10 protein-coding genes, 2 tRNA genes and 3 rRNA genes (1 of these 15 only partly in view) are annotated in these 20,068 nt (G+C 59.1%); 2 read left to right on the top strand and 13 right to left on the bottom strand.

Going from position 1 to position 20,068, the window contains the following annotated elements:
• Window positions 1-108: 108 nt before the first annotated feature.
• Window positions 109-453 carry a cupin domain-containing protein gene (locus tag GQ39_RS28470; protein ID WP_030128140.1) on the top strand — a complete coding sequence of 115 codons (345 nt, stop codon included), beginning with the start codon at window positions 109-111 and terminating at the stop codon, window positions 451-453.
• A 156-nt stretch (window positions 454-609) separates the two neighbouring features.
• On the opposite strand, the gene mmsB is transcribed toward GQ39_RS28470, so the two are convergent.
• Together mmsB and GQ39_RS28460 are read right to left on the bottom strand one after the other, a co-directional pair.
• Window positions 610-1,497 carry a 3-hydroxyisobutyrate dehydrogenase gene (gene mmsB / locus GQ39_RS28465; RefSeq protein WP_047537180.1) on the bottom strand — a complete coding sequence of 296 codons (888 nt, stop codon included), beginning with the start codon at window positions 1,495-1,497 and terminating at the stop codon, window positions 610-612.
• Window positions 1,498-1,507: 10 nt separating this feature from the next.
• Entirely contained in the window at window positions 1,508-3,034 is a 1,527-nt protein-coding gene (locus GQ39_RS28460) for a CoA-acylating methylmalonate-semialdehyde dehydrogenase (RefSeq protein WP_047537177.1), read from the bottom strand.
• A 150-nt stretch (window positions 3,035-3,184) separates the two neighbouring features.
• Here GQ39_RS28460 and GQ39_RS28455 point away from each other — a divergent pair, with 150 nt between their 5' ends.
• Window positions 3,185-4,132 (top strand): LysR family transcriptional regulator, encoded by a 948-nt coding sequence (locus GQ39_RS28455; protein WP_047537174.1) that lies wholly within the window; start codon window positions 3,185-3,187, stop codon window positions 4,130-4,132.
• Here GQ39_RS28455 and GQ39_RS28450 read toward each other — a convergent pair.
• The 11 genes from GQ39_RS28450 to GQ39_RS28400 all read right to left on the bottom strand — a co-directional run.
• On the bottom strand, window positions 4,129-4,632 hold the full coding sequence (locus tag GQ39_RS28450) for an OmpA family protein (RefSeq protein WP_047537171.1): 504 nt from the start codon (window positions 4,630-4,632) through the stop codon (window positions 4,129-4,131). The two genes, GQ39_RS28455 and GQ39_RS28450, sit on opposite strands and share 4 nt — an antisense overlap.
• A gap of 6 nt (window positions 4,633-4,638) precedes the next feature.
• Window positions 4,639-5,907 (bottom strand): diguanylate cyclase domain-containing protein, encoded by a 1,269-nt coding sequence (locus tag GQ39_RS28445; RefSeq protein WP_047537168.1) that lies wholly within the window; start codon window positions 5,905-5,907, stop codon window positions 4,639-4,641.
• Window positions 5,904-6,479: a YfiR family protein gene (locus GQ39_RS28440; RefSeq protein WP_047537165.1), complete on the bottom strand. Its 576-nt coding sequence runs from the start codon at window positions 6,477-6,479 to the stop codon at window positions 5,904-5,906. Before GQ39_RS28440 ends, GQ39_RS28445 begins: the two co-directional genes overlap by 4 nt.
• 119 nt (window positions 6,480-6,598) lie before the next feature.
• Window positions 6,599-8,707 carry an exodeoxyribonuclease V subunit alpha gene (recD, locus tag GQ39_RS28435; RefSeq protein WP_047537162.1) on the bottom strand — a complete coding sequence of 703 codons (2,109 nt, stop codon included), beginning with the start codon at window positions 8,705-8,707 and terminating at the stop codon, window positions 6,599-6,601.
• Entirely contained in the window at window positions 8,704-12,396 is a 3,693-nt protein-coding gene (recB, locus tag GQ39_RS28430; RefSeq protein ID WP_047537159.1) for an exodeoxyribonuclease V subunit beta, read from the bottom strand. Before recB ends, recD begins: the two co-directional genes overlap by 4 nt.
• Window positions 12,393-15,845, bottom strand: a complete 3,453-nt coding sequence (gene recC / locus GQ39_RS28425) for an exodeoxyribonuclease V subunit gamma (RefSeq protein WP_047537157.1) — start codon at window positions 15,843-15,845, stop codon at window positions 12,393-12,395. The genes recB and recC overlap by 4 nt, the downstream gene beginning before the upstream one ends.
• 218 nt (window positions 15,846-16,063) lie before the next feature.
• Window positions 16,064-16,179 (bottom strand): 5S ribosomal RNA (gene rrf, locus GQ39_RS28420).
• Window positions 16,180-16,334: 155 nt separating this feature from the next.
• A 23S ribosomal RNA gene (locus GQ39_RS28415) occupies window positions 16,335-19,226 on the bottom strand.
• A 242-nt stretch (window positions 19,227-19,468) separates the two neighbouring features.
• Window positions 19,469-19,544 (bottom strand) — tRNA-Ala (locus tag GQ39_RS28410).
• Window positions 19,545-19,553: 9 nt separating this feature from the next.
• Window positions 19,554-19,630 (bottom strand) — tRNA-Ile (locus tag GQ39_RS28405).
• A 122-nt stretch (window positions 19,631-19,752) separates the two neighbouring features.
• Window positions 19,753-20,068 (bottom strand): 16S ribosomal RNA (locus GQ39_RS28400); it runs 1,221 nt beyond the window's last position.
• The 16S, 23S and 5S rRNA genes sit together here with 2 tRNA genes alongside, the layout of an rRNA operon.

The raw sequence follows: 20,068 nt of genomic DNA, 5'->3' as shown, positions 1-20,068 counted from the left end.
ACGCTGCCCGCTGCGTTTCTGGATACCTCGATGTCGAGCACAGACAACTGATGCACCACCAAGCGCTATAGGGTGCGACTTCAGTTCTCCCTAACGCTCGGAGTCATCATGTCCGCACCGATTACTGTTCTTCGCGACACTCACCCGCTGCCGGTGCTCGACGCCTGCAAATGGGAAAAACTCGAAGGCGATCCGCATACCGTCAACCTCAACGCCTACACCAGCGAAGACGGCAGCAAGATCATGGGCACCTGGATCTGCACGCCGGGCAAGTGGTATGTGGAATACGTGAAGTGGGAGTACTGCCACTTCCAGGAAGGCTACTGCATCATCACCCCGGAAGGCATGGCGCCGATCCACCTGCGCGCCGGTGACATTTTCGTCATCGAGCCAGGCATGAAAGGCACGTGGGAAGTGGTGGAGACCGTGCGCAAGTATTTCGTGTTTGCCTGATACAAAAAAACCGGGAGATCACCCGACGTGATCTCCCGGTAAATGTCGATAGGTCCATGCTGCCCCTGCTCGCGATGTCGGACTCACATTCAACATTTTCGTCGACTGTCACACCGCTATCGCGAGCAGGCTCGCTCCCACAGGTTTTCCGAGCGATTATTGCGGTTTGCGATAACTGTTGATGATCGCCGAGAAGTCGTTCCCGCCTTCCCCACGCAAACTCATCGCCTGATACAACTGCTGGGCCACCGCGCCGAGCACCACCGGTTGGTGCGCCTGACGCGCCGCTTCGGTGGCCAGCCCCAGATCCTTGAGCATCAGTTCGGCACCGAAACCGCCGGTATAGCCGCGTGACGCAGGCGCCGTTTCGACGATGCCCGGCCACGGGTTGTACATCTCCGAACTCCAGCAACGCCCGGTGGAGCTGTTGATGATGCCCGCCAGCACCTTGGTGTCGATGCCCAGGGCATCGCCCAGGGCCATGGCTTCGCTGACGCCGACCATGGATATCCCCAGCAGCAGGTTGTTGCAGATTTTAGCGATTTGCCCGGTGCCGACCTCACCGCAATGGACGATGTTGCGGCCCATTTGTGCGAGTACCGGTTGCAGGGTGGCGAACAGTTCCGCGGTGGCGCCGACCATGAAGGTCAACGTCCCGGCGGCTGCGCCACCCGTGCCGCCGGACACCGGGGCATCGGCCATGGCCACGCCTTGCTTGGCGGCAGCGGCAGCCACGTCACGCGCGGTCTGCGGGTCGATGGTGCTGCAATCCACAGCCGGTACGCCTTTGCCGATACCGGCCAGAACGCCGTCTTCACCCAGCCAGACACTGCGCACATGCACGGCCGCCGGCAGCATGGTGATCACCAGCTCTGCCCCCTCAGCCGCTTCCCGCGCCGAGGCACTGATGCTGCCGCCCAACTGCTCGAGTTCCGCCAGCACGGTTTTGTTCAGGTCGACCAGGCGCAGGGCATGGCCGGCCTTGATCAGGTTGCGCGCCATCGGCGCGCCCATGTTGCCCAGACCGATAAAAGCGATTTTCATGTCCGGCTCCTTAACGCAAGTTGATGGTGGTGTTCACACCGTCGTTGACGCTGTCGTCATCGAACCAGCGACTGGTGACCGTCTTGGTCTGAGTGTAGAACTGCACCACTTGCTTGCCGTACGGGCCGAGGTCGCCGAGTTTGGAACCACGGGAGCCGGTGAAGCTGAAGAACGGCACCGGCACGGGAATCGGGATGTTGATACCGACCTGGCCGACGTCGATTTCGCTCTGGAACTTGCGCGCCGCCGCACCGCTCTGGGTGAACAGGCCGGTGCCGTTGCCGAACGGGTTGGCGTTGACCAGGGCGATGGCCTCGTCGAGGGTATTGACCTCCAGCACCACCAGCACCGGGCCGAAGATTTCCTGGGTGTAGATCTGCATGTCGGTGGTCACGCCGGAGAACAGCGTCGGGCCGACAAAGTTGCCCTGTTCGAAACCGGGAACCGTGATGTCGCGACCGTCCAGCTCCAGTTTCGCGCCTTCCTTGATGCCGCTTTCGATCAGGTCGAGAATCCGCGCCTTGGCCTTTTTCGAGATCACCGGCCCTACGTCGGTGCCCGGCTCACTGCCCGCGTTGACCTTGAGCTTTTGCGCCAGCGCCTTGAGGTCAGGCAGCCACTGCTTCGCTGCACCCACCAGCACCACCACCGACGTGGCCATGCAACGTTGCCCGGCTGCACCGAAACCGGCGCCCACCAGCGCATTCAGCGCTTGTTCGCGATTGGCATCCGGCAGCACCACGGCGTGGTTCTTGGCGCCCATCATCGATTGCACGCGTTTGCCGTGCTTGCCGGCCAGGTCGTAGACGTGAGTGCCGACCGCGGTCGAGCCGACGAACGAAACAGCCTTGATGTCCTTGTGGGTGCAGAGCGCATCCACCACGTCCTTGCCACCGTGCACGACGTTGAGCACGCCCGCCGGAACGCCGGCTTCGATCGCCAATTCCACCAGCAGCATGGTCGACAGGGGGTCCTGCTCGGACGGCTTGAGCACGAAGGTGTTGCCGCAGGCGATGGCCATCGGAAACATCCACAGCGGAATCATCGCCGGGAAGTTGAACGGGGTGATGCCGGCGCAGACGCCGATCGGTTGACGCAGGGTGTAGGTGTCGACGCCACCGGCGACGTTTTCAGCGAACTCGCCCATTTGCAGGGTGCCAATGGAGCACGCGTGTTCGACCACTTCCAGGCCACGGAAAATATCGCCCTCGGCGTCGGCAATGGTTTTGCCTTGCTCGTTGCTGAGCACGACGGCGATGCGTTTGGAATGTTCGCGAATCAACGCCTGCAGCTTGAGCATGATGCGCATCCGCGCGCCGATCGGTGTCAGCTTCCAGGTCTGGAAGGCGCGATGGGCGGCGCTGATCGCGGCGTCGACTTCTTCGGCGGTGGCAAACGGCACCTTGGCCAGCACCTGTTGGGTCGCCGGGTTGATGATGTCGTGCCATTCAGTAGTCTTGGACTCGACCCACTCACCGTCGATCAACAACTTGACCTTGTGCAGCGTGGTTTCGTTAGGCGTAAGCGAAGCGTTCATGTGGGTCTCCGGATGTTTGTTTTTATCTTGGGAGCCAAGGCGAAAAAGTCGCCTTGCGATGAGGCGTGTGTCGCGAATTGGTTGTGGGACTGTTTTTGGAGTATAGATGTGCAAACTTCTAATAAGAACGCACATAAAAGCCGGTCCATCATGCAAAAAAACATCACGTCCTTAGGCTCCCTGAACTGGGATGACCTCAAGTTTTTCCTCGAAGTCGCCCGAACCCGCAAGGCCAGTACCGCGGCCAAACGCCTGGCCGTCGACTACACCACCGTGTCGCGGCGCATCAGTTCGCTGGAAGCGTCATTGGGGACGTTGCTGTTCGAGAAGTCCCGGACCAGCGGCTTCGTCCTGACCGCCGAAGGCCAGCGATTGCTGGGGTACGCCGAGTCGATCGAAAGCACGTTGCACATGGCCTGCGAGCAGGTGTCGGGCTCCGGGGTGGCGTTGTCCGGGCATGTGCGCATGGGCTGTACCGAAGGGTTCGGCAGTTTTTTCATCACGCCTCAGCTTAGCCATTTCGTCGACGCCTACCCGGCCATTTCGGTGGACATCCTGCCGCTGCCGCACTTCATCAGCCTGTCCAAACGCGAGGCGGACATCGTCATCGCCCTGGAGCGCCCGGAACACGGGCCCTACGTGTGCTGCAAACTGACGGATTATCGCCTGCAGCTGTATGCGACCCAGGAATACCTGGACAAACACCCGCCGATCCGCCGCCCGGCCGACCTCAGTGAGCATTCATTCATCAGCTATGTCGACGACCTGGCGTTCAGTTCGGAGCTGCTGTACCTGGCCAACGTGTTGCCCGGCGCCAGTGCCAATCTGCGCAGCACCAGCGTGATCGCGCAATTCGTGGCAGCGCAGCAGGGCCGGTCACTGGCGATCCTGCCGTGCTTCCTCGCCGCTCAGGACCCACGCCTGCTGCCGGTGCTGCCGGAAGAAATCAACATCACCCGGCAGTTCTGGATGTACTGCCGCGAAGACCTGCGCAAGCTCAAGCGGATCACCCTGTTGTGGGATTACATCCGTTCGGTCACTGAGCAGAATCAGCGGCTGTTGATGGGGGAAAGTCGGGAGATGTTGTTCGCCGATTAGTCGGCGCTCACCACGATGGAGACGCGGCGGTTTTCCGCGCGGCCGTCCGCCGTGTCGTTGGAGGCCACGGGCTGGCGGCTGCCAAGCCCACGCAGTTGGATGTTGTCCTGTTTCATACCGGTGGTGGCCAGCACCGTGGCGACGCTTTTGGCCCGGCGCAAGGCAAGCTGTTCGTTATAGGCTTCTTTGCCGGAAGCATCAGTATGACCATCGACTCTGACGCGCTCGATCCCGACACCCAGCAACGATTTGCCAATGCGCTCGACGATCGTGGTGCTCTGCGGGTTGAGGCTGTCGATATCACTGCCAAACAGCACTTTGCCGGACAGGCCGAACGCCCAGCCTTCATCGGTCAGCTTGAAACCTTCCTGCTTGAGCACGGCAATCTGCGCCGGGGTCAGACCTTTTTGCGGTACCGACTGGCAACCCGTCAGGGTCAGGATCGCCATTACCAGGGTGATCGTGAACAGTCGCCGGGAACGCTGAATGAGTGAGAACACGGGAAATTAGCTCCTGATTTGGACATCGGCGACAGGGTGCTCCGCCCCTGCCGTGTGTTGAGCGCCACGGGCAAGGCGCTTGGCTTGATACATCGCCGTGTCGGCCGCGTTGAGTAACGCGACCGGTGTAGCGCCATGATCGGGGTAAACGGCAATGCCGATGCTGAGTGAGGTCAGCACTTGATGATCGCCCGGCAACGGGATGGGGACTTCCATGCTGGCCAGGATTTTGTCGGCAATGCGCTCGGCGTCTTCGATCTTGTGCAGCGGTGTCAGCAGCACGGCAAACTCATCACCGCCCAAGCGTGCCACCAGATCCTCTTCCCGCAGTTGCATCCGCACCCGATTGGCCACGGCGACCAATACGGCGTCCCCCGCGGCATGACCGAAGTTGTCGTTGATTTCCTTGAACCGGTCGCTGTCGAGAAACAACACCGCCGCCCGTTCGTTGAGTTTGTTGGCGTTGCGCAATGCCCGTATCAACCGCCCCTCAAAAAACGCCCGGTTCGGCAACCCCGTGAGGCTGTCGTGACTGGCCTGGTGGGCCAGGGTTTCGTTTTCGCTTTGCAGGTGGGTTTGCCAGGATTCCAGCTCATCGAGCAAGGCATTGAAGTCGTTGCCCAGGTTGTCGAGTTCGGCAATGGAAGCGGCGGGGACACGTTGGTCGAAAGCACGCTCGCTGCGCACGGCATGCGCCACCGAGGCCAGATTGCGAAGTGGACCAATGATCCCGCGAAGCTGTCGGCGTGCCAGAGAGAGCGCGACCCAGGTGCTGATCGCCGAACACAACACAATACCCATCAGGCCGCTGAGCAAAAAGCGCATCAGGTTGCCGCCATGGCCGGTCAGCAAAATGCGTCCGATCTCCCGATCTTGATGGATGATCGGCAGGTTGATGGGTTCTTCCAGAAAGACCTTGGCCATCTGCATTTCGAGTCTGGAGAACAACCCGGTTTCCGGCCGCTGCCAGCGCGCCAGCAATTGACCACGTGCGTCCAGCACCTGGGCGTCGGCCACTTCTTCGGTGGATGCAATCAGCGCCAGCGCCTCCGTGGCGGCAGCTTTGTCGTTGAACACGACGGCGGCTTCCACGGTGTAATTGATCGAACGTGCGATCAGGTGCAGGTTGTGGTCGGCGTAGACGCGCAAGGCCAGTACGCCAAGCAGGGTCAACGAAACACTGGCCATCGCCACACCCACCAGCGCGACAATCAAATGACCGCGGCCGAGGACGGAACGCAACGCCGGGCGACTGCCCGGTTTGAATAGACTCATGGCGCCGCCGGTTTGCGGCGGGACAGTTGCAGCACGCTTGGGTGAATGCGTACGCCGCTACGGGCAACGGAATCGAGGTTGACTTCAAACGACACCTGATCGTCGCTGACCCGCAGGCAAAACAGACTGCCCACGGTGCATTGATCGTCGCTTTCGCTGATGCTCAGCACGGGGCGGCCGGTCAGCGAGGCGAACAGCCGTCCGCGCTCTTCCTGGGTCAATTTGCCGATGTAGACCGCATCGCATTCACCGGCAATCGACGGATTGTCAGCCAGCAGCCGCTGCACCGTCACGGGCCTGCCGGTCGCCAGGGTCGTGCCTTTGACCAGATCGTCGGTGTATTCGGTGGGGCCGACAATGCACAGACGAAGTTGCGCAGGCTCAATCGGCCAACGGGCGTAGCTGAGAATCCCGAGCACCACTTGCGTGACCGATTTGGCACGCTGGTCGGCCATGCCCGCCGGTGCCTGCGACTGAGCGAAAACCACGCCAGACAACACAAAGAGAAAACCGGCAAGCAGCGCTTGTTTGCAGCAAACCACACGCCCCGTCGTCCTGACAGCCACCTTCATGCAGGGATTCTCATCGAACGTAACAAATTGATGCCGCAACGATAGCACAGCGTTTAGACACCAGCGAGACTGTGCACGATCGTACTTCGAACCGTTTGCGCAGCCTCGCGACGCCTCGCTCAGCCTATCGTTTCGACTTCTTCCTTGAGCGCCAGCATCAACCCGCTCAAGCGTTTGACCTTGCGCCTCACGGCCTCCTCAAACACCCCTGCACGCGGCTCGATCAGTGTGAACCAGTCCTTGGCCCGGGTAATCCCGGTGTAGATCAACTCTTTGGTCAACACCGGGTTCAGGGCATCGGGCAGAATCAACGCGGTGTGGGTAAATTCCGAGCCCTGGGATTTATGCACGGTCATGGCGTACACGGTTTCAACGTCGTTGAGTCGACTGGGCAGGACGAAACGCACGCCGCCCTGTCCGTCGTTGCGCGGGAATGCCACGCGAAGCACCTGCTTGCCAGCGTCAGGCCCATCACGCTCGGGAAGCTTCAGCGCAATACCGATATCGCCGTTCATCAGGCCCAGGCCATAGTCGTTGCGGGTCATCAGCACTGGTCGTCCCTCGTACCACTGCTGGTCGCTGTCGATCAGACGGGCCTTGAGCAACGCGTCGGTCACTCGCCGGTTCAAGCCCTCGACGCCCCATGGTCCCTTGCGCACCGCGCACAACAACTGAAAAGCGTCGAAGGCTTTCAGCACTTCCCGCGCCCACTCCATCCAGCACGCATCATCGAGCGGATTGTCGAGGGCTGGCCGTTGGTTGCGCAGCAGGCTCAGGTAATGCCGGTAACCTTGTGGTCCTTCGCCATGACCTTCGAGCAACAGGCGTTCCAGCGCCCGGTCCTGTTCATTCTTGAGGGACAGGGAAAACACATCGTCATGGCTTCGTGCCGCCAGCAATCTACGGGCTTCATCCGGTTGCTGTTGATTGACCCAACGGGCGAGTTGACCGATTCCACTGCCCTCGCCAAACCGCCGCGAGTGACGCAGCATCACCACTTGCTGGGCCAGTGGATGCGTGCCTTGAGTGTCTTCCTGCAAGCCACTGGCCGCCAGGCTTTCGCCACTGACCGCTTCCAGCCACTGACGTGTTTGCGGGCTGTACCAACCCGCCTCGGCATCGCGGCACAAATCGCCCAGCACGGCACCGGCCTCGACCGAGGCCAGCTGATCCTTGTCGCCCAGCAACACCAGGCGAGCATGGGCTGGCAGCGCGTCGAGCAGGCTGGCCATCATTTCCAGGTCGATCATCGAGGCTTCGTCCACCACCAACACGTCCAATGGCAAGCGATTGCCCGCGTGGTGGCGAAAATGTCGCGTACCGGGACGGCTGCCGAGCAGACGGTGAACGGTGGTGACATCCGAAGGGATTTTCTGGCGTATGGCGTCGGTGACTTTCAGCGTTCTGACTTGCTGACTGATGGATTCGGTCAGGCGCGCCGCCGCTTTGCCGGTCGGCGCCGCGAGACGAATGCGCAGCGGTTTGCCCGCCTCTACCGCTGGCGCCTGAAGCAACGCCAGCAAGCGCACGACAGTGGTCGTCTTGCCGGTTCCCGGTCCGCCGGTGACGATACTGAAGGCGCCTCGGGTAGCGAGGGCGCAGGCCAGTTTCTGCCAGTCGATCACGTCCCCCGGTTTGGCCACACCGAACAAACCCGTGAGGCGCTCGGACAAGTCGCCGGGGGTTGCTTCGTGTTCGGCCAGGCGTTGACGCAGCGCGTTGTCGATACGGCGCTCGTAAGCCCAGTAACGGCGCAGGTACAGACGCTTGCCGGACAACACCAGTGGACGGCTATGCACCGCCTCACACCCGTCGGCCGCCAACGCGACCAGACTGCTGGAGGCCAGCACCTTGCACCAATGGGCGCCGTCCAGCGCGACCAATAACTGCGATGGCAACACCATCGCGCCACTGTGCAGATCCCCCTCCGGTGGCAGCGACAGCGCGAAGTCCGGCTCCTTCAAGGTCTCGAACAAGTCGAGGCAAACATGCCCGTGGCCCAACTGGTGACTGGTCAATGCCGCGGCCAGCAACACCAATGGATCATCGTCCGGCGCCAGTTCATGAAGAAAGGCCACGAAGGCTTTGTCCAGTGCACGCAACCAGCCACGTTCGACCCAGCGGGTGAGCAGCAACAGCAAGTCGTCAGCACGGCTCAACGGGGCAAGATCGGCGAGGCCCTCGGCAGCCAATGAAGTGGGCAGCAAGTCAGCGAAGGTGCGGCTCATAGCAATACTCCCTGTTCCCAGGCGGGTTCGGCCTTGGGTTCTGGCTGACCTTGAAACAGCCGGTCCATTCGTTCGATCAGCTCTTTTGGAGGGCGGGCGAAGTACACGCCCTGGCTGGATGCCCGCGTGCCGCGCAAGAACAGGTACAACGCGCCACCGACATGCCGGTCGTAGTCGTAATCGGCCAGTCGGGCCTTGAGTTGCCGATGCAGCGCCAGGAGGTACAGCACGTATTGCAGGTCATAGCGGTTGTCGAGGATCGACTGCTCCATGGCCTGCCCGGTGTACGCCGCGTCGTCGACGCCAAGCCAGTTGGATTTGTAGTCAGCGACGTAGTAACGACCGTCGTGCTCGAAGGTCAGGTCGATAAAGCCCTTGAACATGCCATTGAGCAACACGGGTTCGGCGGCTACCCGCGCCACGCCGTTGTGCGTGTATTGGCACACCAGCGCGTCGAGCTTGAGCACGTCGACTTTGTGACTGGCGAACCAGAATTCCATTTCGACCTGGTACTGGGTCAGTTGCTCGAACACCACCGGCGGGTGCCCTGTACCGACCGGCAACGGCGATTTGAGCAAGTGCTGCAGCCAATCGCTCAACGTGGTGATCCAGCCTTCCCAGCCACGGCGATTGCAGCGACGGGCGATCGCATCTTCCACGGCCTGAGGGCTGGCGGAAAAACCTTCGCCGCCCGCCCATTCGAGCAATCCATGAAGAAAGGTGCCCGGATTCGGACCGCGAGGGAATCGATGGATATCGGCGCCCCCGGCGACCATTTCATGGGGCGCTTGTGGATCGAGACGTTCGTCGTCAAAGAGTTTCTGCGCCTGCGGACTCTCCGGCGCTTCAACGCTGCCGACACTCAGGATGTCGCTGATTCGCAACGCGCTGTAGGAAGCGATCCACCAGTTTTCGCTGGCCTTGCGCTTCGGCATCAACGGGGCCAGCAACGCTGCTTCGTTCTGCGGTGGGTGGTAATGCTCGGCGGTGGCTTCGGGCATTTCGCCATAAACCAACGCGCTGCAGCCCTGTTGCAGGTCTTCCAGCCAGCGCTTCAGCCCCGCCGACTCAGCCAATGCAGCGCCGCCGCCCAACAGATAACCCAGCGCCGAAAGGTGCAGCACCGAGCTGTTGTTATTGCCGCGCTTGAGGTCCGTCACGCCCAGCCAGCAGGCATGCTGCGCCCGGGTCAGGGCGACATACAGCAAGCGCAAATCTTCGGCCAGACGTTCATCATCGGCCAGGGCAATCAACTCGGCGGTCGGACTCAAGGTCACCTGGGCCTTGCCCGTGGCGTCGTGGTAATGCAACGGCAGTCGGCTGCCATCCACCGGTTTCGCCGAACAAATGAACGGCAGGAACACCAAGGGATATTCCAGCCCCTTGGATTTGTGGATGGTCACGACCTTGACCAGTTGCTCATCGCTTTCCAGACGCAGGATCTGCTCTTCGCCGGCCTGGCCGGACAATGCCAGATGCTCGGACAGATGTCGGATCAGGGCCTGCTCGCCATCCAGTTCGGCCGCCGCCTGCTGCAACAACTCGGATAGGTGCAACAGGTTGGTCAGCACTCGCTCGCCATCGCTGCGTGCCATCAACGCCTGGGGCAGCTGGAAGTCATGCAGCAAGCGTCGCAACATGGGCAACACGCCCTGCTTGCGCCAGACCTCGCGATAATTGCGGAACTGCATGACCCGCGACTCCCAGGCCAGTTCGTCCTGATTCAGCCGCTCCAGTTCCGCCAGCGACAGATTCAGCGTGATACAGGCCAATGCAGCCCGCAGAGGGCGTTCGACATCCGGCTCGGCGCAGGCCTTGAGCCAGGCCAGCACATCGTGAGCTTCTTGAGCGGCGAACACCGAGTCCTTGTCCGACAAATAAACGCTGCGTACGCCACGGGCCGAGAGTTCTGCACGCACAGCCTGGGCTTCCTTGCCATCACGGACCAGGATCGCAATGTCCGCGGGTAACAGCCCTCTAAAGTCCTTGCCATCCTGAGTGAAACCCGCACGCCCCTGTTGCCCGCCATTGAGCAGTCCGGTGATCTCGCTGGCACAGGCGGCCGCCAGTTGTTGCCGGTAAACCGCACCGGACAACGGTTGCTCGGCGGACAAGTGCCAGATGTTCAGGGCCGGTACGACCTGACCATCGACGCACAGGACTTCTTTGCGGCCCTGGGAGTCTACCGGCAGGAACGGCACCGGGTTGTCGCCGTTCGTTTCGCGGAACAGGAACGCACCACGCCCGGACTCACGGGATTCCGCACGCTCGAAGACATGGTTCACGGCACCGACCATGCCATGACTGGAACGAAAATTGGTGCCCAGGGTGTGCAGTCGGCCAGCGGTGGCCTGACGCGCTCGAAGGTAGGTATAGATGTCGGCACCGCGGAAGGCGTAGATCGCCTGCTTCGGGTCGCCGATCAGAAACAGGCCGTTTTCGGGGTTGTTGTCTTCGATGCGGTAGATGCTCTCGAAGATCCGGTACTGCACCGGGTCGGTGTCCTGAAACTCATCGATCAGCGCTACCGGAAACTGCTCGCGGATCAAGGCGGCCAGGCGCTCGCCGCCATCGGATTGCAACGCCGCATCAAGACGCAGCAACATGTCGTCAAAGCCCATTTCCGCACGGCGACGCTTCTCTTCTTCGAAGCGTGCACCGACCCAATGGGCGGCGTGTTGCAGCACGGCGGCATCGGGCGTCGGCAATTGCTCAAGTGCGGTTTTCAGGCCGGGCATTGCGTCCAGGCCAGGATGACTGGGCACGTCGCCCTTCTTCCAGGCCTCGGCCATACCCTCGGGCGTCAGGCGCGTGAAACCGGTGCCGATGTCCAGTTGCTCAAGGGATTCATCCTCGGCCCAGGCTTTGAGTTTCTCGAACCAGGGCTCGAAGTAACGCGCCTGCATTTTGCGACCGTCGACATTTTTGCTGGCGACACCCTCGTGGCAGATGGCGAGCAACTCGTCCGCCCACTGACGCCAGGGCCTCTTGAGTTCGAGCAAGGCCGCCCGTCGTTCCTGCAGACACTCGCTGATCAGCTCGACAGGTTCCTTACCTTCAACACTGTCTCGCTCACTGGCGAACAGTCCGCGAACGCGCGGTAACAGTGCGGCCGGGCCGCCCCAATTGTTACGCACCCAGTTCAGGGTATCGCCTTGCATCGGGTAGCAGAACAGTCGCCAGTAATCGCGCAAGACCTCGCCGAGCAAATCGCTGTGATCGGTTTCCAGGGTCTGGGTAAACAGGCTGCCACTGTCAAACGCGTGTTCACGCAACATCCGCTGACACCAACTGTGGATAGTCGAAACGGCGGCTTCGTCCATCCACTGGGCGGCGATGTCCAGGCGGTTCGCGCAACCGGGCCACTGTTCGGGCGGGTACTCGTTACGCAGGTCTGCAATCAGCCCATCGGGTGCCGATGTTTCATCACGGAAATACCGGGCGGCTTCTGCCAGCCGTGTGCGAATACGTTCGCGCAGTTCTTTGGTGGCAGCATCGGTGAAGGTTACGACGAGGATTTGCGGAGGCAACAGCTCGCGCCCGAAACCACTCGGGTCACCGCCATGGCCAAGGACCAGGCGCAAATACAATGCGGAAATAGTGAAGGTCTTGCCGGTCCCGGCACTGGCTTCGATCAGTTGACTGCCGCGCAGCGGGAATGCCAGGGCAAGAGGCGTCTTGCTGGTCATGGGCGCGCCTCCTCGCTGGACAACGAGCGCCAAGGCGCCTCGAATAGTGGCCGATACAACGCGCTGCACCAATCGACGAACGTCTCATCGGCGGTCAGTGCATCGTAATCAGCGAATTGACGGGCCAGTGCCACGCTTTCCCTTCGCTCCCCGTCAGTGTTCACGCCATCACCTTCATACGCTTTGCGAGCGGCCGCTTCGGCTTTGACCGGCTCGGTTTGACCCAACCAGGCGAACGCAGTCTTGACGGCAATCGGCAGCGGCTGGCGCATGCCCGATTGCCAGGCCAGCAACAGGTCCCCCAGAATTCGTGATGCAGACGCCTGCTCCATCGGATCAAGCACCAGGCTGTCGTCACTGGCCACCAATGCAGTCGTCATGGCCATGCCGCTGGCGCAAGCGACCAGATGATTGACCCAGGGTCGCGTCAGGCGATGCCATTTGCGCGCCTTGATCGAACCGATGCTGTTGGGGATGGTTGTGACCGAGAGCAAACCACCGTCCGCTCGTTGGTGCAGACCGCTGAGCCAACCCTCGACAGGCAGACCATGCAACTCCAGATTGACTGGCAGGGCACTGGTCAGCGGCGTCGGCCATAAGGCCAGGAGCTGATGGTAGCGTTGCAGCAGATCGGGTAACGGCTCTATCAACTCTCGCTGAAGGCATTCGCCAAATCCTGCCATCGGCAGCAGCCCACTGTTTTGCAGGCGCCGGGCCTGCGCCTCCAATGCCTGATCGACTTCGCCCGGTTGCGTCAGTGCGGCGTCGAGCAAACTGTCGCTGAGGCTATAGCGTTGCAGTGCATCGAGCACAAAGGGCTCTTCATCCGCCAAAGGCACTTCGGCAGCTTCGAAAAACACCTTCAAGCGCTGGCTGAAGAAATGCCGCACAGGGTGACGCAGGAAATCCTGCAGTTGACCCAGACCCAGCGGCTCTTCCGGAACGTGGGCTTCCAGCATTTCGATATCAGCCGCGTGTTCGGCTGCGTGATGAAGCACCTGCCATTCGTTGGCGTAGCTAAACAGTGCATCGCCTTCATGGAAGTAACGCGCGCTGAAAGGCTGCAAAGGGTGTTCCTGGGTGAGGGCCTCGAGCAGCTCCTCGTTGGCGTCGGTCAATCGCCAGCCGCTGGCCAGGTGGTCGCGGAGCTGGCCGATCAGCACCGACGCCGGGCGCTCGCTGTTATCGCGGATACTACGGCCGACCCAACTGATGTAGAGCTGGTCACGGGCCGACAACAGCGCTTCCAGCAGCAAGTAACGGTCATCTTCGCGTCGTGATCGATCACCGGGGCGGTAGTCACTGCCCATGAGGTCGAAATCCAATGGAGGCTGTGCGCGCGGGTAGTCGCCGTCATTCATCCCCAGCAGACAGACCAGTTTGAAGGGAATGGCTCGCATGGGCATCAAGGTGCAGAAGTTAACGGCTCCGGCCAGAAAACGCTGAGACAAGCGTCCCTGATCGAGACCGGCCAGCCAGGCCTCACGGACGACGGTCAGGGGCAGTTCATCCTGCAAACCTACCGATTCACAATTCTCGAGCCAGGTTTCGCGCAACGCTTCCAGTTGGGTCAGCAAATAGTCGTCATGTTCGTTACTGGCCTGGAAGAACAATGACATCAACGCCTGTAATCGCACGCTCCATTGCTGGGGCGATGCCGGCTGCGTAAGTTCGTGGTGGGCGATCTCCAGCGCATCGAGCAACGCCACCAGCGGGCCAATGAGCGCGGCATCCAGCCCGCCGATCTCGTCGTAGGGTTCGATACCGTCGCAAGCGCTGCCACTGCCCACGGCATAACCCAGCAACATCCGGCGCAGACCAAAACGCCAACTGTTTTGCTCCAGCGCTGGCGGCAGTCCCAATCCTGCCCGCTGCTCGGCATTCATGCCCCAGCGAATACCCGCGCCTTCAATCCAGCGGTGAAGGGTGGGCAGATCACGCTCCTCGACGCCGAAGCGAGCGCGCAATGCCGGGACATCCAACAGATCGAGAATTTCGCTGACAGGGAAACGGCTGTCCGGCAGCTTGAGTAGATGTTCGACGGCGATCAGCAGCGGGTCGCGGCCACGCTGGCCTTGGTCAGCGAGCGTGAAGGGAATGAAACGCGGATCATGACGATCAAGCTGGCCGAACACTGCTCGTATATGCGGGGCATAACTGTCGATATCCGGGACCATGACGATCACATCCCGTGGACGCAAATCTGCATCGGCGCTGAAACGTGCGAGCAATTGATCGTGAAGGATTTCGACTTCACGTTGAGCGCTGTGCGCGATGTGAAAACGGATCGACTGATCTGTCTCCAGATCTACAGCCGGCCAACGTTCGCGAGTCTCGTTCAGGGGACGCAGCTCAAGGATATCGTCCTGCAACTGATTGAGCATGTTCAGGGGCTGGCTGTCACTGAACAGGTCGATGCGGCCGTCGCGAAACGCAGAGCGATAGCTGTTGGGATCATCGTAGCTATCGAGCAGGTTGATATAGTCCCGCCCCTGCTTGCCCCATGCGGCCAGCAACGGATGGGCATGCTGATGAAGGGTTTGCGGGTCGAGCACAACCGGCATCCCGCTCTTGCGAGCCTGGCGTTTGTATTGATGCCGCAACAGGTCCTTATCGGCGACGATGTCCGCCCAATGGTGGCGACACGGGTTATGCACGCACAGCAGCACCTGGCTGAAACGAGCCAGTCCGGCCAAAGCTTCCAGGGCCTGTGCGGGCAGAGACGAAATGCCGAAAACGATGACCCGGGAAGGCAGCCCGACAGGGGCAACGTCGAGACGGTTGATCCGCTCGATGAACCGCTGGTGTACACCGGCGCGGCTTTGCGCCATGCCCTCTTCGCCGACATCCAGCAGCAGTGCGCGCCACAATTCCGCTTGCCAGCAATTGGCCGGGGTCAGCGGTTTGGCTTCACCTCTGCCGTTGCGTAATTGATGCCGGCCTTCAGCCCAGTCTTCGAGCCAGTCGGCCCGGTACACCTGGTACTGGTCGAACAAATCCGCCAGCCGCTCAGCCAATTGATAGCGTTTGCGCAGATCGGTGTCATGGGTCAGGAAGCGCTGAAGGGGCTCGAAATGCGGTTGATTGATCAGTTGCGGCAGCAGACGCATCAGGCGCCAGGTCAAGGGAGCCTTATCGAGCAGGGAAGTGACCGGAATTTCGTCACGGCCAAGGACCATGCGATACAGCTGCCACATGAAGCTGCCCGGTAACTGTACGTCGATGGCAGCGGCGATACCGCAGCCGCCCATGTCATCTTCTTCAGAGTCTTCAGCCAGTGCCAACTTGAGCCATTGGGCAATGCCATTACTCTGCACAAGTGCAATTTCATTTTCCAAGGGAGCCAGCGGGTAGCGCCGCATCCAGCTGACCACCAGGCTGCGTAACTCGTCCAGGCGGTTGCCGTGAACCACCATAAAACCAGCACTGAGGGACGTTGCATCCGGCATAAAGGCTTCCTTGGAAAGCTCAAAATCGAGGGACGACTTTAGCATTGAAGGCGACTTGCTTCATTGTAGGAGCGAGCTCGCTCGCGAAGAACTTCAGGGCTGCGGGTGGCCTCAGACAGTAACGTCATCGTTGACGACCATCGCGAGCAGGCTCGCGCCTGCAGCCGGAAAAAACAAAACCCCTACCTGCATGCGCAGATAGGGGTTTTGGAATTTAATCTTGACGATGACCTACTCTCACATGGGGAAACCCCACACTACCATCGGCGATGCATCGTTTCACTGCTGAGTTCGGGATGGGATCAGGTGGTTCCAATGCTCTATGGTCGTCAAGAAATTCGGGTACCGAACCGTCTTTCGACGCTTCAGCAAATTGGATATGCGATAGTTTGTGCGGCTTTTGTGAATGGTTGCGAACTTTCGGTTCATGGCGTCTTCACACACCGCAATCTGGTGCCTTTTCAGGTCAGCAAATTGCTTGGGTGTTATATGGTCAAGCCTCACGGGCAATTAGTATTGGTTAGCTCAACGCCTCACAGCGCTTACACACCCAACCTATCAACGTCGTAGTCTTCGACGGCCCTTCAGGGGACTCAAGGTCCCAGTGAGATCTCATCTTGAGGCTAGTTTCCCGCTTAGATGCTTTCAGCGGTTATCTATTCCGAACATAGCTACCCGGCAATGCCACTGGCGTGACAACCGGAACACCAGAGGTTCGTCCACTCCGGTCCTCTCGTACTAGGAGCAGCCCCTCTCAAATCTCAAACGTCCACGGCAGATAGGGACCGAACTGTCTCACGACGTTCTAAACCCAGCTCGCGTACCACTTTAAATGGCGAACAGCCATACCCTTGGGACCGGCTTCAGCCCCAGGATGTGATGAGCCGACATCGAGGTGCCAAACACCGCCGTCGATATGAACTCTTGGGCGGTATCAGCCTGTTATCCCCGGAGTACCTTTTATCCGTTGAGCGATGGCCCTTCCATACAGAACCACCGGATCACTAAGACCTACTTTCGTACCTGCTCGACGTGTCTGTCTCGCAGTCAAGCGCGCTTTTGCCTTTATACTCTACGACCGATTTCCGACCGGTCTGAGCGCACCTTCGTACTCCTCCGTTACTCTTTAGGAGGAGACCGCCCCAGTCAAACTACCCACCATACACTGTCCTCGATCCGGATAACGGACCTGAGTTAGAACCTCAAAGTTGCCAGGGTGGTATTTCAAGGATGGCTCCACGCGAACTGGCGTCCACGCTTCAAAGCCTCCCACCTATCCTACACAAGCAAATTCAAAGTCCAGTGCAAAGCTATAGTAAAGGTTCACGGGGTCTTTCCGTCTAGCCGCGGATACACTGCATCTTCACAGCGATTTCAATTTCACTGAGTCTCGGGTGGAGACAGCGCCGCCATCGTTACGCCATTCGTGCAGGTCGGAACTTACCCGACAAGGAATTTCGCTACCTTAGGACCGTTATAGTTACGGCCGCCGTTTACCGGGGCTTCGATCAAGAGCTTCGCGTTAGCTAACCCCATCAATTAACCTTCCGGCACCGGGCAGGCGTCACACCCTATACGTCCACTTTCGTGTTTGCAGAGTGCTGTGTTTTTAATAAACAGTCGCAGCGGCCTGGTATCTTCGACCGGCGTGGGCTTACGTAGCAAGTACTTCACCCTCACCGGCGCACCTTCTCCCGAAGTTACGGTGCCATTTTGCCTAGTTCCTTCACCCGAGTTCTCTCAAGCGCCTTGGTATTCTCTACCCAACCACCTGTGTCGGTTTGGGGTACGGTTCCTGGTTACCTGAAGCTTAGAAGCTTTTCTTGGAAGCATGGCATCAACCACTTCGTGTTCTAAAAGAACACTCGTCATCAGCTCTCGGCCTTAGAATCCCGGATTTACCTAAGATTCCAGCCTACCACCTTAAACTTGGACAACCAACGCCAAGCTGGCCTAGCCTTCTCCGTCCCTCCATCGCAATAACCAGAAGTACAGGAATATTAACCTGTTTTCCATCGACTACGCTTTTCAGCCTCGCCTTAGGGACCGACTAACCCTGCGTCGATTAACGTTGCGCAGGAAACCTTGGTCTTTCGGCGTGGGTGTTTTTCACACCCATTGTCGTTACTCATGTCAGCATTCGCACTTCTGATACCTCCAGCAAGCTTCTCAACTCACCTTCACAGGCTTACAGAACGCTCCTCTACCGCATCACCTAAGTGATACCCGTAGCTTCGGTGTATGGTTTGAGCCCCGTTACATCTTCCGCGCAGGCCGACTCGACTAGTGAGCTATTACGCTTTCTTTAAAGGGTGGCTGCTTCTAAGCCAACCTCCTAGCTGTCTAAGCCTTCCCACATCGTTTCCCACTTAACCATAACTTTGGGACCTTAGCTGACGGTCTGGGTTGTTTCCCTTTTCACGACGGACGTTAGCACCCGCCGTGTGTCTCCCATGCTCGGCACTTGTAGGTATTCGGAGTTTGCATCGGTTTGGTAAGTCGGGATGACCCCCTAGCCGAAACAGTGCTCTACCCCCTACAGTGATACATGAGGCGCTACCTAAATAGCTTTCGAGGAGAACCAGCTATCTCCGAGCTTGATTAGCCTTTCACTCCGATCCACAGGTCATCCGCTAACTTTTCAACGGTAGTCGGTTCGGTCCTCCAGTCAGTGTTACCTAACCTTCAACCTGCCCATGGATAGATCGCCCGGTTTCGGGTCTATTCCCAGCGACTAGACGCCCTATTAAGACTCGCTTTCGCTACGCCTCCCCTATTCGGTTAAGCTCGCCACTGAAAATAAGTCGCTGACCCATTATACAAAAGGTACGCAGTCACAGAACAAAGTCTGCTCCCACTGCTTGTACGCATACGGTTTCAGGATCTATTTCACTCCCCTCTCCGGGGTTCTTTTCGCCTTTCCCTCACGGTACTAGTTCACTATCGGTCAGTCAGTAGTATTTAGCCTTGGAGGATGGTCCCCCCATATTCAGACAAAGTTTCTCGTGCTCCGTCCTACTCGATTTCATGACTAAGAGATTTTCGCGTACAGGGCTATCACCCACTATGGCCGCACTTTCCAGAGCGTTCCGCTAATCTCAAAGCCACTTAAGGGCTAGTCCCCGTTCGCTCGCCACTACTAAGGGAATCTCGGTTGATTTCTTTTCCTCAGGGTACTTAGATGTTTCAGTTCCCCTGGTTCGCCTCTTAAGCCTATGTATTCAGCTTAAGATAACCATCTTATGATGGCTGGGTTCCCCCATTCAGACATCTCCGGATCAAAGTCTGTTTGCCGACTCCCCGAAGCTTTTCGCAGGCTACCACGTCTTTCATCGCCTCTGACTGCCAAGGCATCCACCGTATGCGCTTCTTCACTTGACCATATAACCCCAAGCAATCTGGTTATACTGTGAAGACGACATTCGCCGAAAATTCGCGCTGCTCAATAAAGAGCAACTCACAAATTTTACCTTAGCCTGATCCGTTACCAGTGAAAGTAACGTTCAGTCTATCTTTCTATCACATACCCAAATTTTTAAAGAACGATCTAGTCAAAAGACTAGAAATCAATATTCACATCGGAATATTCATTTCTAAACTCTCAAACGCTTCGAAGCAGTTAATGGTGGAGCCAAACGGGATCGAACCGTTGACCTCCTGCGTGCAAGGCAGGCGCTCTCCCAGCTGAGCTATGGCCCCATACAAAATTGGTGGGTCTGGGCAGATTCGAACTGCCGACCTCACCCTTATCAGGGGTGCGCTCTAACCAACTGAGCTACAGACCCAATTTCGAGCGCGTAACTGTTAGCTTGGAGCTATCAGCTTGGAGCTTAAAGCTGCTTCTATCGTCTTCTTCAATGAATCAAGCAATTCGTGTGGGAACTTATGGAGCAGCTGAGTCGTCGATTAAGGAGGTGATCCAGCCGCAGGTTCCCCTACGGCTACCTTGTTACGACTTCACCCCAGTCATGAATCACACCGTGGTAACCGTCCTCCCGAAGGTTAGACTAGCTACTTCTGGTGCAACCCACTCCCATGGTGTGACGGGCGGTGTGTACAAGGCCCGGGAACGTATTCACCGCGACATTCTGATTCGCGATTACTAGCGATTCCGACTTCACGCAGTCGAGTTGCAGACTGCGATCCGGACTACGATCGGTTTTGTGGGATTAGCTCCACCTCGCGGCTTGGCAACCCTCTGTACCGACCATTGTAGCACGTGT

Origin of the sequence: Pseudomonas sp. 11/12A (genome assembly GCF_000800055.1) — a bacterium.
Lineage (GTDB): Bacteria > Pseudomonadota > Gammaproteobacteria > Pseudomonadales > Pseudomonadaceae > Aquipseudomonas > Aquipseudomonas mohnii.
Note: the sequence above shows the minus strand (reverse complement) of the source record. Positions and strands in the feature narration are given on the sequence as shown.

What these genes read in the sequence shown, in the direction of transcription:
- GQ39_RS28470 (WP_030128140.1), top strand. Translation starts at nt 109, where the DNA reads ATGTCCGCACCGATTACTGTTCTTCGCGACACTCACCCGCTGCCGGTG.
- mmsB (WP_047537180.1), bottom strand. Translation starts at nt 1,497, where the DNA reads ATGAAAATCGCTTTTATCGGTCTGGGCAACATGGGCGCGCCGATGGCG.
- GQ39_RS28460 (WP_047537177.1), bottom strand. Translation starts at nt 3,034, where the DNA reads ATGAACGCTTCGCTTACGCCTAACGAAACCACGCTGCACAAGGTCAAG.
- GQ39_RS28455 (WP_047537174.1), top strand. Translation starts at nt 3,185, where the DNA reads ATGCAAAAAAACATCACGTCCTTAGGCTCCCTGAACTGGGATGACCTC.
- GQ39_RS28445 (WP_047537168.1), bottom strand. Translation starts at nt 5,907, where the DNA reads ATGAGTCTATTCAAACCGGGCAGTCGCCCGGCGTTGCGTTCCGTCCTC.
- GQ39_RS28440 (WP_047537165.1), bottom strand. Translation starts at nt 6,479, where the DNA reads ATGAAGGTGGCTGTCAGGACGACGGGGCGTGTGGTTTGCTGCAAACAA.
- recD (WP_047537162.1), bottom strand. Translation starts at nt 8,707, where the DNA reads ATGAGCCGCACCTTCGCTGACTTGCTGCCCACTTCATTGGCTGCCGAG.
- recB (WP_047537159.1), bottom strand. Translation starts at nt 12,396, where the DNA reads ATGACCAGCAAGACGCCTCTTGCCCTGGCATTCCCGCTGCGCGGCAGT.
- recC (WP_047537157.1), bottom strand. Translation starts at nt 15,845, where the DNA reads ATGCCGGATGCAACGTCCCTCAGTGCTGGTTTTATGGTGGTTCACGGC.